Origin of the sequence: Pseudomonas sp. CCC3.1, assembly GCF_034347405.1 — a bacterium.
Classification (GTDB): Bacteria; Pseudomonadota; Gammaproteobacteria; order Pseudomonadales; family Pseudomonadaceae; genus Aquipseudomonas.
In genome coordinates this window covers 4,267,128-4,280,000 of record NZ_CP133778.1, presented here as the reverse complement: position 1 = coordinate 4,280,000, position 12,873 = coordinate 4,267,128, and the positions used below count along the sequence as shown (strand labels likewise).

Annotated in this window: 11 protein-coding genes and 2 rRNA genes (1 of these 13 cut by a window edge); all 13 read left to right on the top strand. The window is 53.7% G+C overall.

Translation table 11 applies throughout. From position 1 onward, the window contains the following. Window positions 1–1,546: ribosomal RNA gene (locus RHM56_RS18885) — 23S ribosomal RNA — on the top strand; it begins 1,346 nt to the left of the window's first position. A gap of 152 nt (window positions 1,547–1,698) precedes the next feature. Further along, window positions 1,699–1,814: ribosomal RNA gene (rrf, locus tag RHM56_RS18880) — 5S ribosomal RNA — on the top strand. A gap of 373 nt (window positions 1,815–2,187) precedes the next feature. Next, window positions 2,188–2,847, top strand: a complete 660-nt coding sequence (locus tag RHM56_RS18875; protein ID WP_322234917.1) for a paraquat-inducible protein A — start codon at window positions 2,188–2,190, stop codon at window positions 2,845–2,847. Next, window positions 2,834–3,457: a paraquat-inducible protein A gene (locus tag RHM56_RS18870; protein WP_026014224.1), complete on the top strand. Its 624-nt coding sequence runs from the start codon at window positions 2,834–2,836 to the stop codon at window positions 3,455–3,457. Before RHM56_RS18875 ends, RHM56_RS18870 begins: the two co-directional genes overlap by 14 nt. Further along, on the top strand, window positions 3,450–5,753 hold the full coding sequence (locus RHM56_RS18865; protein ID WP_322234914.1) for a PqiB family protein: 2,304 nt from the start codon (window positions 3,450–3,452) through the stop codon (window positions 5,751–5,753). Before RHM56_RS18870 ends, RHM56_RS18865 begins: the two co-directional genes overlap by 8 nt. A gap of 431 nt (window positions 5,754–6,184) precedes the next feature. Then, window positions 6,185–6,718, top strand: coding sequence for a fimbrial protein (locus tag RHM56_RS18860; protein WP_322234912.1), 534 nt, complete (start codon window positions 6,185–6,187; stop codon window positions 6,716–6,718). Window positions 6,719–6,775: 57 nt separating this feature from the next. Continuing rightward, a complete protein-coding gene (locus RHM56_RS18855) occupies window positions 6,776–7,342 on the top strand; it encodes a fimbrial protein (RefSeq protein WP_416194864.1) in 567 nt (188 codons plus the stop codon). Next, a complete protein-coding gene (locus RHM56_RS18850; protein WP_322234910.1) occupies window positions 7,343–9,925 on the top strand; it encodes an outer membrane usher protein in 2,583 nt (860 codons plus the stop codon). Continuing rightward, the gene (locus tag RHM56_RS18845) at window positions 9,922–10,683 is read left to right on the top strand and encodes a fimbria/pilus periplasmic chaperone (RefSeq protein ID WP_322234908.1); all 762 of its coding nucleotides are present in this window, start codon (window positions 9,922–9,924) and stop codon (window positions 10,681–10,683) included. Before RHM56_RS18850 ends, RHM56_RS18845 begins: the two co-directional genes overlap by 4 nt. Before the next feature lie 23 nt (window positions 10,684–10,706). Further along, a complete protein-coding gene (locus RHM56_RS18840) occupies window positions 10,707–11,279 on the top strand; it encodes a fimbrial protein (protein WP_322234906.1) in 573 nt (190 codons plus the stop codon). A 10-nt stretch (window positions 11,280–11,289) separates the two neighbouring features. After that, on the top strand, window positions 11,290–11,784 hold the full coding sequence (locus RHM56_RS18835) for a fimbrial protein (protein WP_322234904.1): 495 nt from the start codon (window positions 11,290–11,292) through the stop codon (window positions 11,782–11,784). 13 nt (window positions 11,785–11,797) lie between these two features. Then, window positions 11,798–12,277: a fimbrial protein gene (locus tag RHM56_RS18830; RefSeq protein WP_322234902.1), complete on the top strand. Its 480-nt coding sequence runs from the start codon at window positions 11,798–11,800 to the stop codon at window positions 12,275–12,277. Between the two features lie 9 nt (window positions 12,278–12,286). Beyond that, window positions 12,287–12,838, top strand: coding sequence for a fimbrial protein (locus tag RHM56_RS18825; RefSeq protein ID WP_322234900.1), 552 nt, complete (start codon window positions 12,287–12,289; stop codon window positions 12,836–12,838). The last annotated feature ends 35 nt before the right edge of the window (window positions 12,839–12,873 follow it).

The following is a 12,873-nucleotide window of genomic DNA, read 5'->3' as shown; positions in this document are numbered from 1 at the left end:
AGGCTGAAAAGCGTAGTCGATGGAAAACAGGTTAATATTCCTGTACTTCTGGTTATTGCGATGGAGGGACGGAGAAGGCTAGGCCAGCTTGGCGTTGGTTGTCCAAGTTTAAGGTGGTAGGCTGGAATCTTAGGTAAATCCGGGATTCTAAGGCCGAGAGCTGATGACGAGTGTTCTTTTAGAACACGAAGTGGTTGATGCCATGCTTCCAAGAAAAGCTTCTAAGCTTCAGGTAACCAGGAACCGTACCCCAAACCGACACAGGTGGTTGGGTAGAGAATACCAAGGCGCTTGAGAGAACTCGGGTGAAGGAACTAGGCAAAATGGCACCGTAACTTCGGGAGAAGGTGCGCCGGTGAGGGTGAAGCATTTACTGCGTAAGCCCACGCCGGTCGAAGATACCAGGCCGCTGCGACTGTTTATTAAAAACACAGCACTCTGCAAACACGAAAGTGGACGTATAGGGTGTGACGCCTGCCCGGTGCCGGAAGGTTAATTGATGGGGTTAGCTAACGCGAAGCTCTTGATCGAAGCCCCGGTAAACGGCGGCCGTAACTATAACGGTCCTAAGGTAGCGAAATTCCTTGTCGGGTAAGTTCCGACCTGCACGAATGGCGTAACGATGGCGGCGCTGTCTCCACCCGAGACTCAGTGAAATTGAAATCGCTGTGAAGATGCAGTGTATCCGCGGCTAGACGGAAAGACCCCGTGAACCTTTACTATAGCTTTGCACTGGACTTTGAATTTGCTTGTGTAGGATAGGTGGGAGGCTTTGAAGCGTGGACGCCAGTCTGCGTGGAGCCAACCTTGAAATACCACCCTGGCAACTTTGAGGTTCTAACTCAGGTCCGTTATCCGGATCGAGGACAGTGTATGGTGGGTAGTTTGACTGGGGCGGTCTCCTCCTAAAGAGTAACGGAGGAGTACGAAGGTGCGCTCAGACCGGTCGGAAATCGGTCGTAGAGTATAAAGGCAAAAGCGCGCTTGACTGCGAGACAGACACGTCGAGCAGGTACGAAAGTAGGTCTTAGTGATCCGGTGGTTCTGTATGGAAGGGCCATCGCTCAACGGATAAAAGGTACTCCGGGGATAACAGGCTGATACCGCCCAAGAGTTCATATCGACGGCGGTGTTTGGCACCTCGATGTCGGCTCATCACATCCTGGGGCTGAAGCCGGTCCCAAGGGTATGGCTGTTCGCCATTTAAAGTGGTACGCGAGCTGGGTTTAGAACGTCGTGAGACAGTTCGGTCCCTATCTGCCGTGGACGTTTGAGATTTGAGAGGGGCTGCTCCTAGTACGAGAGGACCGGAGTGGACGAACCTCTGGTGTTCCGGTTGTCACGCCAGTGGCATTGCCGGGTAGCTATGTTCGGGAAAGATAACCGCTGAAAGCATCTAAGCGGGAAACTTGCCTCAAGATGAGATCTCACTGGAACCTTGAGTTCCCTAAAGGGCCGTCGAAGACTACGACGTTGATAGGTTGGGTGTGTAAGCGCTGTGAGGCGTTGAGCTAACCAATACTAATTGCCCGTGAGGCTTGACCATATAACACCCAAGCAATTTGAGTCGAAGAGACCAGATTGCGGTGTGTGAAGACGATACAAACCGAAAGTTTGCAGCTCACAAAGCACCGATTCTATTACATACCCATTCGCTGGAGCGTTGACCCTAAGGTAAACGAGCTGGCTACTGAATTTCTTGACGACCATAGAGCATTGGAACCACCTGATCCCATCCCGAACTCAGTAGTGAAACGATGCATCGCCGATGGTAGTGTGGGGTTTCCCCATGTGAGAGTAGGTCATCGTCAAGATTAAATTCCAAAATCCCTGTCTGCTCACGCAGACAGGGATTTTGTTTTTGCGCTCGAAAAAGTTAAGCCCGCGTGGTCTGTAAAGGGCAATGTGTTTACATATGTGATCCGACGTCCCTGCAGGAGCGAGCTAGTTTCGTAAACGAACGGTGGACACGCCTGACGATCTCTCAAAAGATCGCTTCTATAGTTGCCCTGTGCAGTACTTAAGTGAGGATACAACCACAGCACTGGACATAAATCCCTCGGCCCCCCCACGCTGACTTCCAGCTTCCAGCTTCCAGCGCACCTAAAGTCCTACAAATAGACACAGTTATTTTGTAGCCCGCGCACTAGAATAGGAGCAGTCATTTTTGAGCCAGAGACTCCCCATATGCCAGATTCGGTTGACCCCCGCAGGGTGTCAGAGTTACCGCTGGACGAGTTAGTGGCTTGTCATGAATGCGACCTACTGATGCGCAAGCCGCATCTCGCACTCGGCGAAAAAGCCCAATGCCCGCGCTGCGGTTACGAGCTTTATGCTCATAAACACAATGTTGTCGAGCGTAGCCTCGCCTTGGTCATTGCCGCGCTATTGCTCTACATACCCGCGAACTTTTTGCCCATCATGCAACTCAACTTACTGGGCCAGGCGTCGCAAGACACCGTCTGGAGCGGTGTACTCGGCTTGTTCAACACCGGCATGCAAGGTATCGCCGTTGTCGTGTTCCTGTGCAGTATGGGTATTCCATTACTAAAACTGCTGTGCCAGCTTGCCGTATTACTGAGCATTCGCTGGAATATTGGACGCAGCTACGGTTTGCTCATTTACCGCATTTATCACCACCTGCGTGATTGGGGCATGCTTGAGGTGTACCTGATGGGCGTATTGGTCGCGATCGTCAAATTGGCCGATCTCGCGCAGTTGAGTCTTGGACTCGGCTTGATCTGCTTCGTCAGCTTGTTATTGGTGCAACTCTGGTTGGAGGCGGTGATGTCGCCACATCAGATTTGGCAGGCACTGTCCGGGGAGGACCTACATGCGGGCGATTGATGCAGGCATCCTGATCTGTGGCGAATGCCACGAGCTCAATAGGCAAGAACCCGACACCGACGAGCAAACCTGCACCCGTTGCGGAGCCTTGGTTCATGCGCGGCGCCCTGACAGCCTGATGCGCACCTGGGCATTACTGCTGACCTCGGCCATTCTCTATATCCCGGCCAACCTGCTGCCAATCATGACCATCAATTCGTTGGGTCAAGGCAGCCCCAGTACCATCATGGCCGGGGTGATAGAACTGGTGCAGCACGGCATGATTCCGATTGCCGCCGTCGTATTTGTGGCGAGCATTCTGGTGCCGACCTTCAAACTGGTCGGCATCGCCCTGCTGCTGTTCTCGGTACAACGCCGTCAGCCATTGTCTGCTCGGCAACGTATCATCATGTACCGATTCATCGAGTTCATTGGCCGTTGGTCAATGCTGGATATTTTCGTCATTGCCATTTTGGTGGCGGTGGTGAATTTTGGACGAATTGCCAGTATCGAGGCCAATCTCGGCGCAGTGGCCTTCGCCAGCGTGGTGATACTAACGATGCTGGCAGCTGTAACTTTCGATCCCCGACTAATTTGGGATAACACGGAGTCGGACGACGACCATGAGTGATTTGCCTACCGCTAAAACCCGCCCAGCCTCCAATTGGTCTGCCATCTGGGTTCTCCCGCTCATTGCTTTAGTCATCGGTGGATGGCTGGGCTGGCGAGCCTACAGCGAAACCGGGATTGATATTCAGGTACGCTTCGAAAGTGGCGAAGGCATCGTCGCCAACAAGACCGAGGTGGTTTACAAAGGCATGCCCGTGGGCAAAGTCAAAACCCTGGCCCTGGATGATACGGGCCCCAGCAAAGGGGTGATTGCCACGGTTGAAATGAACAAGGACGTGGAGCAATACCTAAAAACCAATACCCGTTTCTGGCTGGTCAAACCCAGCGTGACACTGGCAGGCATTACAGGTCTCGAAACCCTGGTCTCCGGCAACTACATTGCGGTCAGCCCGGCGGACGGTGAGCCCTCCCGTAAATTCAAGGCCCTGTCGCAAGAGCCGCCACTGTCTGACGATAAGCCGGGCTTACACCTGACACTCAAGGCCGAACGACTCGGCTCATTGAACCGTGGCAGCCCGGTGTTCTACAAACAGATTCAAGTAGGGCAGATCAAAAGCTATGTGCTTTCCGAAGACCAGAGCACTGTCGAGATCAAAGTCTTTATTGAGCCGACTTACGCCAATCTGGTGCGCAAACACACGCGCTTCTGGAACGCCAGCGGCATCAGCATCGACGCAAACCTCTCGGGTGTAAAAGTACGCAGCGAATCACTGGCCAGCATCGTCGCTGGCGGTATTGCCTTCGCAACACCCGAAAACCGCAAAGACAGCCCGCCCACCGACTCAAGCCTGCCGTTCCGCCTCTATGAAGACTTCGATGCTGCTCAGGCAGGGATCAAAGTCAAAGTCAAACTCACTGACTTTGAAGGCCTGCAGTCTGGTCGCACGCCTGTCATGTACAAAGGCATCCAGGTGGGTAGCCTCAAGACCCTGAAAATTGATCCCGACCTGACCAGCGCTAGCGCCGAGCTGACCCTGGATCCATTGGCCGAAGACTATCTGGTGCAAGGCACACAGTTCTGGGTCGTTAAACCCTCGATCTCGCTGGCCGGTATCACCGGATTAGAAGCGCTGGTTAAAGGTAACTACATCGCCATTCGTCCCGGCGACAAAGGCAGCACACCTGAGCGCGAATTCATTGCACGACCAAAAGCGCCGCCGCTTGATCTGCGCTCGCCCGGCCTGCACATGGTGCTGTTCACCGATAACCTGGGGTCGCTAGAAGTCGGCAGCCCGATCCTCTACAAACAGGTCAAGGTGGGCTCGGTTCAGAGTTATCAATTCTCCCGCACCCAGAAACAACTGATCATCGGCGTGCACATCGAGAAGGAATACGAAAACCTGGTCAACGCCTCGACCCGTTTCTGGAATGCCAGCGGTATCACATTGACCGGTGGTTTAACGGGCGGCATTCAGGTCAAAAGTGAGTCGTTGCAAAGTTTGATGGCCGGTGGGATTGCCTTCGAAACCCCGCAAGCTACCGCGCCGTTGCAGAAGCGGATCCCGCGCTTCCGTCTGTTTACCGACCGTGATGCCGCGATGCAGCAAGGCGTAAACGTGACCATCAAAGTCGCGCGCGCAGATGGGTTGAGCCGTGGCACACCGATCCGCTTCAAAGGTCTGGATGTTGGCAAAATCGAGAGCGTCGATTTGAGCGACGACCTTCAATCGGTCCTGCTCAAGGCGCGCATCACCGAAGTACCTGGTCGTATTGCCCGCGTGGGTACGCAGTTCTGGGTGGTCAAACCTGAACTTGGATTGCTGAAAACAGCGAACCTCGAAACCCTCGTCACTGGCCAGTATCTGGAAGTGCAGCCCGCCGTGAAACAACAAGGCCCACAAACCAGCTTTGTCGCCTTGGACCAAGCCCCTGATGCCGTCACTCCCAAGGCCGGGCTAAGCCTGGTCCTGAGTGCCGCCCGTCGCGGTTCGCTCAAAGAAGGCGTGCCCGTGACGTACCGCGAAGTCACCGTCGGTAAGGTGACAGGTTATGAACTGGGCAACACCGCCGATCGCGTTTTGGTGCATATCTTGATCGAAGCGCGTTACGCGCCTTTGGTTCGCAGTGGCAGCCGCTTCTGGAACACCAGCGGTTTTGGCGTCGACTTTGGCCTGTTCAAAGGCGCGACAGTGCGCACAGAGTCTCTCGAAACGCTGCTTCAAGGTGGTATCGCTTTCGCCACCCCGGACGGCGAAAAAATGGGTGCTCAGGCACGGCCTGAGCAGACCTTTGCGTTGTTCGACAAGTTCGAAGATGAATGGCTGTTGTGGGCTCCAAAAATTCCGTTGGGCAAGTAACCTCCTCCCCGTCAGCTCCCCAAAGACCGCGATCATTGATCGCGGTTTTTTTTCGTCCTGCGTTTTTTTCAGTATTACCTGAGGGCATTTTTTAAAACTTCAGGGGATTCTTACAAACGATTTTTAATTAAACCGTTAAGTTGTTCTCGGTTTTATCGTACAGCTCACCAGATCAATAAAAGGATGTGTATTACTTTTTTGGGTGATCAAGTTGGACGGTAAAACAAGGCTGAACTGGGTAACTAACGGTTAAGCGCGCTTTCTCTGTCAGGGATGATTGTTACGTCTTTGGCTTTGGTGCGCGGGGGCATTGTGTGTATCGCGATTTGGCAGTGTGCTTGTGTGCAGTGTGATGTTTAACCGCGCGGTCTTCACACGCGTGTAGGTTATTAAAGCCGCTTTACTTAATAAACTTTTATAGGAAACACTTAATGAACGTTGTAATGAAATCTGCGTTGGCTTCTATGGTCTTGTTGGCGGGCTCTGCTTCGGTTGCGCATGCCGCAGGTGCAGGTGAAGGATCCGTTACCTTTAAAGGCGCCATTATTGAAGCAGCTTGCTCTATTGATCCAGAAAGTGTTGATCAAACTGTTGGGTTGGGGCAAGTGGCGAAGTCGCAGTTGACGGGGGGTGGAAATGCTTCGCCGCAAGACTTCTACATCAAACTCACTGGCTGTGATGTGGCCTCGCTCACCGATAAAACGGTCACCACAACCTTTACCGGGGCCGGGTCGGCAGATGTGCCAGGTGCACTGGGCATTGTGGGCGACGCTAGAGGCGCCGGTATCATGATGGTGGATGGGACCGGCACGACTGTCGTTCTCGGTACGGCAACCACGCCGCAAATTCTGGCCGACGGTAGTAATACCCTGTCCTTTGGTGCTTATTTGAAAGGCCAAGCGACTGGCGACATTACGCCAGGCGAGTTCACAGCAGTCACTAACTTCTCCCTGGCTTACCAGTAAGCCTTTGCCCTGCCGCCGTTAGTTCGGTGGCAGGGCACGTGTGAAGGGAAGTTTAATGTGAAAGCACTCTCAGTATTGGCGGTAACTTATTCGCTTGTCCTGTTTACAACTTCCTGTGTAGCGGTTGCTGCAACACGACAGCATCAAGGCAGTGGTGTTGTAACGCTGGGCGGACAAATTCTGGATTCTGCGTGCGCACTGGATACCAGCAGTGCTTATCAATTGATTGAGATGGACCCTGTGCCCATGGGGCAAATGATTCGTGAGGGGGAAGGTCCGCTTCATCCATTTTCGCTACGTCTAGTTCACTGTTCGTTAACACGACCCGATCCGGCCCGCCCCGGGCAATATTTGCCCGACTGGGAGCATGTCAGGGTGACCTTTGAGGGGATGAGCGATAGGCAAGGGCGGTCTTTTGCCGCTGTCGGTTCCTCTCAGGGGGTGGCCTTGAACATCACTGATGTGAATGGGCGTGAAAGCGTTCCTGGGGTGCCCATGAGCCTGACGCCCCTTACTGGGGAGGATCAGGTTTTACATTACACCCTTCGATTGATTGGCAACGGAAGCCCCATGGCTGTGGGAACGCATCGTGCTGCGATACGTTTCAGGCTGGAGTATTTTTGAATGTATGGGCTGTCTCTCTTATTAAACCCACGCGCAGTCAAAACGCTATTGCGACCCGGAGTGCTGGGCGGGTTGATGTCGATTAGCGGCACCGCATTCTCGGCAGGGGATGTGCAGTTCAACACCGATATTCTCGATCTGAACGATCGCAGTAATATCGATTTGTCCCAATTCTCACGCAGTGGCTTTATTTTACCTGGCTCCTACCCCATGGCCGTGCAGGTGAATACACAGCCATTGCCCGAGCAGTCCATTGCTTTTTATCCGCCTGAGGATGATCCCAAAGGTAGCCAGGCTTGTCTGTCACCAGATTTGGTGGCGCAGTTGGGCTTGAAGCAAGATCAGATGGCCGCGCTTATGTGGTGGAAAGGCGGCGAGTGCCTGGATATTCGCAGCCTTGCGGGTATGGGCGTCACGGGCGACCTGAGCACCAGCACCCTCTATATTTCGCTCCCGCAAGCGTATCTTGAATACACCGCTCCGAACTGGGATCCCCCTTCACGGTGGGATGAAGGCGTGTCCGGTTTACTGGTTGATTACAACCTGACCGGTCAAACGATCCAGCAGCATCAAGCAAGCCGCAATACCTTAACCGGTAACGGTACTGTTGGTTTTAACAGCGGGCCGTGGCGGGTACGAGGGGATTGGCAGGGACGGGTCGATGACGATACCAATGTCACCCGGCGCAATCAAAAGATGGAATGGAGCCGTTTTTACGCTTACCGCGCACTGCCTTCCATCCAGTCACGTCTGATGCTGGGCGAAAACTATCTGTATTCGGATGTTTTCGACAGCTTCCGCTTTATCGGTGCCTCGCTTAACTCCGATGACAATCAGTTGCCGCCGAACTTGCGCGGTTATGCACCGGAAGTGGTCGGTGTGGCCAACACTAATGCCAAGGTCGTCATCAGTCAAAAAGGTCGGGTGCTTTATGACGCGCTGGTCGCAGCGGGTCCTTTTCGTATTCGGGATCTCAATGATGCGGTGAGCGGGACGCTCGATGTTCGTGTGGAGGAGCAAGACGGTAGCGTCAAAACCTTTACTGTCGAATCAGCCAGCATTCCCTACCTCACGCGCCCCGGTACGGTGCGTTACAAAGCGGCTATGGGCCGCCCCTCAAAATTACACAACGGAGAGCAGGGAAGCGCATTTGGTACGGGCGAATTCTCTTGGGGGATCAGTAACGGCTGGTCGCTGTATGGCGGAGCATTAACCGATAACAACTACAAGGCGCTCACGGTGGGTGTGGGGCGTGACCTGCTGGCATTCGGTGCAGTGTCATTCGATACCACTCGGGCCAGTACTCAACTGGATGACGAGACGCTGTCCGGTGCTTCTTACCGCCTGAGTTATTCGAAGAACTTCGAAGAGTACGACAGCCAGGTCACGTTTGCCGGTTACCGCTTTTCTGAAAAAAACTACCTGAGCATGAGTGAATACCTGGATGCCCGTCATTACGGGGCCAAGGCCGGTGGGAGCAAGGCGCTCTATACCGCGACGCTTAACAAGCAGTTTCGCGATGCCGGGCTTTCCGTCTACCTGAACTACAGCAACCAGTCTTATTGGGACCGCCCGGTTAGCGAGCGCTGGACGCTCTCGCTGGCTCGCTATTTCAGTCTGGGGACGATCAAAAATATGAGCATGTCCATGAACCTGTATCGAAATCAGGAGCGTGATCAGCGCAGTGGCGCGCAAAGTAATACCGGAATGTATCTGTCAGTCAGTCTGCCCTTGGGCAGCTCCGGTACGTTGACAACCAGTGCCAATCAGTCGTCGGGCAGAAATGGTTTATCAACGAGTTTCAGTGACCGGCTGAATGACCGCAGCAGCTATCAACTCACTGCCAGCGACCGCTCTGTGGGTGGTTCTATGAGCCATACCGGTGATCAGGCATCGCTCGATATCAATGCCAGTGCTCAAGAGAATGATTACACCAGCCTCAGCCTGTCAGCCCGTGGTGGCGCCACAGTGACCGCGCAAGGCGCAGCCCTGCATAGAAGCAGCAGTATGGGCGGCACCCGTTTGATGATCGACACCTCCGGTGTGCCCGATGTGCCCGTTCGCGGTTATGGCGCAGCGACGCGCAGTAATAGCTTTGGGAAAGCGGTTGTTTCGGACATCAACAGTTATTACCGCACGTCGGCCAGCGTGGATCTGGAGAACTTGCCTGCCAATGCCGAGGCGACTCAATCGGTCGCTCAACTCACGTTGACAGAGGGCGCTATTGGCTACCGCTCACTGGATGTGATTTCCGGCTTTAAGGCCATGGCCGTTTTGCGGCTACCGGATGGCAGCGCACCGCCGTTTGGGGCCACGGTGAAAAATGAAAAACAGCAAGACACGGGCATCGTCAATGAGGACGGCAGCGTCTACCTGAGCGGTATTCAGCCTGGTGACACGATGATCGTGAGCTGGGGCGGGATCGAGCGCTGCACACTGACATTGCCTGAGCGTTTGCCAGCAGATGGGCTGACCTCCTCACTGAACCTGCCTTGCCAAATCAACAGTACTGACAACGGGTCAACTGCGCCGACGCCATTTACCGGCACGATTCATTACGATATGGAGAAAACGTCCTCATGACATTCATTACGCGTTTCGCGACTTTTGCTATCGCACTGTTAGCGTTTTGTCTGATCAGTACCGCCAATGCGGCCATTGGTCTGGACCGAACCCGTGTCGTTTTTGATGGCAGTAAAGAGGCTGTCAGCATGAGCATCACTAACAACAACACCCAACTGCCTTACTTGGCACAGGGATGGATCGAAGATGAGCAGGGCAACAAGATCAGCACCCCGCTGACGGTACTTCCTCCCGTGCAGCGTTTGGAGCCAGGCAAGCAAAGCCAGGTGAAAGTGCAGGCATTGCCTGCTGCCAAATCCTTGCCTCAGGATCGGGAGAGCATCTATTACTTTAATCTTCGCGAAATTCCGCCTCGGACTGACAAGGCCAATACTCTGCAAATTGCCCTGCAAACGCGAATAAAGCTGTTTTACCGACCGTCCTCAATCATGCCGACCCAGCAGGAACGGGCTAACCCTTGGCAAGAAAAACTGACCCTCACCCGTGTGGGTGATCGTTATCAAGTGAATAACCCGACCCCGTACTTCATTACGCTGGTCGACGCTCGAAGCAGTAAAGAGGCAAAAACTGCCGCGGGTTTTGAGCCGCTGATGGTGTCCCCTAAAGGCTCACTCACGTTGGGGCCGAGCGCTACAGCGTTAGGTATTACACCGTATTTGACCTATGTGAATGATTACGGTGGACGCCCCACACTCGTTTTCGACTGCACGGGGAGCACCTGCAAGGTGAATCCGCAAGCATCGCCAGATAATGAGTGACGAGTGTGTCACAGGAGGGCCTTATGAAACCTGACAGTGTGATGGCCTTGGGCTGCTTGTTGTTGGCACTGCCTGCGTTTACGGCTCAGGCCGACATCGAGGGCATGAGCGGATTATTGAACGTCAGCGGTTCGTTGCAGAATTCCGCATGTGTGCTGGAAATGACATCGTCTTATCAGACCGTGGAGCTTAACAACGTCTCGCGCAGCCAATTGCAGCACCCCGGCGACGGAGCAACACCCGTGGCGTTCCAGTTGCGCTTTTTTGATTGTCAACGCGCTGCTGGCAGCATGACCAATGAGCGTATAGGCACGCTGGTGTGGAGCGCTCACCAACCTGTGGTGTCGGTCGCCTTTTTGGCGCCCGCCGACGCAGATGATCCACGGTTGGTAAAAGTGCAGGGCATCACCGGGATGGGACTGCGCCTCACGGATTCGATGGGGCGGGATGTGCGCCTGGGATCGCTGGGTGAACCTCTGTTTTTGGCCCGCGGCAGCGACACCTTGACGTGGAATGTGCAGCCCACCCGCACGTCAGCAGCGCTGACCAATGGTGCCTTCAGAGCCGTCGTGGATTTTAGGCTCAACTATGAGTAAGGAGAGAGTGATGGCTAAGCCAACAAGCTCTAGTACTGTGTGGGCGTTTTGCTGGCTGCTGTTGTTGGCTGTCAGTCAAAGTGCTTCGGCGGTCGGTGTCTCAATCAGAGGCGTCATTTTTGTACCTCCGTCATGCACCGTTAATGGCGGAAGCACAATCAATGTGCCTTTCGGAAATGAACTTATGACCACCCGGATCGACGGTGTGAACTATCGCAAAACGGTACCTTATACGGTCACGTGCACCGGCCTGCCGTCCAATGGCCTGACCATGAAGTTACAGGGGGTCGGAGCCGGTTTTAATAGCACGCTTTTGTCTACCAATAACGTAAATCTGGGCATTAAATTTTTTATCAATGGGGTTTCCTGGCCGCTGAATAGCAACTTTAACTTTACCGCTCAGAACTTACCGACAATGGAGGCTGTGCCGGTTAAAAAACCTGCCAGCTCGCTGAGTACCGGTGCATTTTCGGCGTCGGCAACGCTGCTTGTTGTGTTGCAATAAGAAGGAGGTATACATGAACGTAGGCAATCAACAGGCCCTGTTTGCATTACTCGTTTTAGGCTATGGCACGAGTGCGATGGCCAATCTCACCTTCAGTGGGACATTAAATGCGCCCCCGCCTTGCACGATCAACAGCGGCAATACTATCGACATCGATTTTCAGGAAGTTGGCGTCAGCAAAGTGGATGGCGTGAACTATCTCAAACCGGTGAACTACATCATTACCTGTTCGGCAGGCACCCTGCCTTGGGAGATGGTGTTAACGGTCAAGGGCGTTGCCACTTCCTTTGAGTCGTCAGCCCTGCAATCCAGTGTCTCGGACTTGGGGATTCGGCTTTTACAAAACGGCGAACCATTACCCCTCAATACTCTTTTAGTCATTAACCCTTCAACGCCTCCTGTACTGGAAGCGGTGCCAATCAAACGCCCCGGCGTGTCATTGGGGGCGGGTGCGTTTACGTCTTCAGCGACCTTGCTTGCCCAGTTCCAGTAAGGAGTGAGTATGAAACGTGACTTAAAAACCAGAACCCATCGGCCCATCCTGTTAGTTCTCTTGCTGATGCCGTTCATGATAGATGCCCAAACATTGGCTGCCGACAACGTGCGCTTCAGAGGGAACTTGGTTGCAGTGCCTTGCACACTTCGCCCCGGCGATGATGCTATAACGCTGGATATGAATGAAATCTCAACCCAATACTTGTATGCCAATATCCGTACAGAGGGAAAACAATTCAATATTCATCTTGAAGGCTGTGACACCAGCATCGCCGATTCCGTCACCACCACGTTTAGTGGCACTCCAAACGTAGCATTACCGGGGCTGCTGGCTTTGGACGGCAGCAGTGTTGCTGAGGGTATAGCGCTAGGGTTAGAAACACCTGCCAATGTATCGCTGCCGCTCAACACCGCCAGTGAAGAGCACACGTTAATTGACGGCAACAACATCATAGCGTTCAAAGCGTATGTAAGAGGAGAACCGCAAGCGATTACGGACAAGTCAATAAGGGCTGGGATTTTTACAGCAGTGTCGACGTTCAAGCTGGATTATCCATGAAGGTTAAAGATCCCGCGTTTAAAAATTTGGAATAA

Excerpts from the sequence above, each read along its gene's own strand:
- RHM56_RS18840 (WP_322234906.1), top strand. The coding sequence starts at position 10,707 with ATGAAACCTGACAGTGTGATGGCCTTGGGCTGCTTGTTGTTGGCACTG.
- RHM56_RS18845 (WP_322234908.1), top strand. The coding sequence starts at position 9,922 with ATGACATTCATTACGCGTTTCGCGACTTTTGCTATCGCACTGTTAGCG.
- RHM56_RS18870 (WP_026014224.1), top strand. The coding sequence starts at position 2,834 with ATGCGGGCGATTGATGCAGGCATCCTGATCTGTGGCGAATGCCACGAG.
- RHM56_RS18865 (WP_322234914.1), top strand. The coding sequence starts at position 3,450 with ATGAGTGATTTGCCTACCGCTAAAACCCGCCCAGCCTCCAATTGGTCT.
- RHM56_RS18825 (WP_322234900.1), top strand. The coding sequence starts at position 12,287 with ATGAAACGTGACTTAAAAACCAGAACCCATCGGCCCATCCTGTTAGTT.
- RHM56_RS18860 (WP_322234912.1), top strand. The coding sequence starts at position 6,185 with ATGAACGTTGTAATGAAATCTGCGTTGGCTTCTATGGTCTTGTTGGCG.
- RHM56_RS18830 (WP_322234902.1), top strand. The coding sequence starts at position 11,798 with ATGAACGTAGGCAATCAACAGGCCCTGTTTGCATTACTCGTTTTAGGC.
- RHM56_RS18875 (WP_322234917.1), top strand. The coding sequence starts at position 2,188 with ATGCCAGATTCGGTTGACCCCCGCAGGGTGTCAGAGTTACCGCTGGAC.
- RHM56_RS18835 (WP_322234904.1), top strand. The coding sequence starts at position 11,290 with ATGGCTAAGCCAACAAGCTCTAGTACTGTGTGGGCGTTTTGCTGGCTG.
- RHM56_RS18850 (WP_322234910.1), top strand. The coding sequence starts at position 7,343 with ATGTATGGGCTGTCTCTCTTATTAAACCCACGCGCAGTCAAAACGCTA.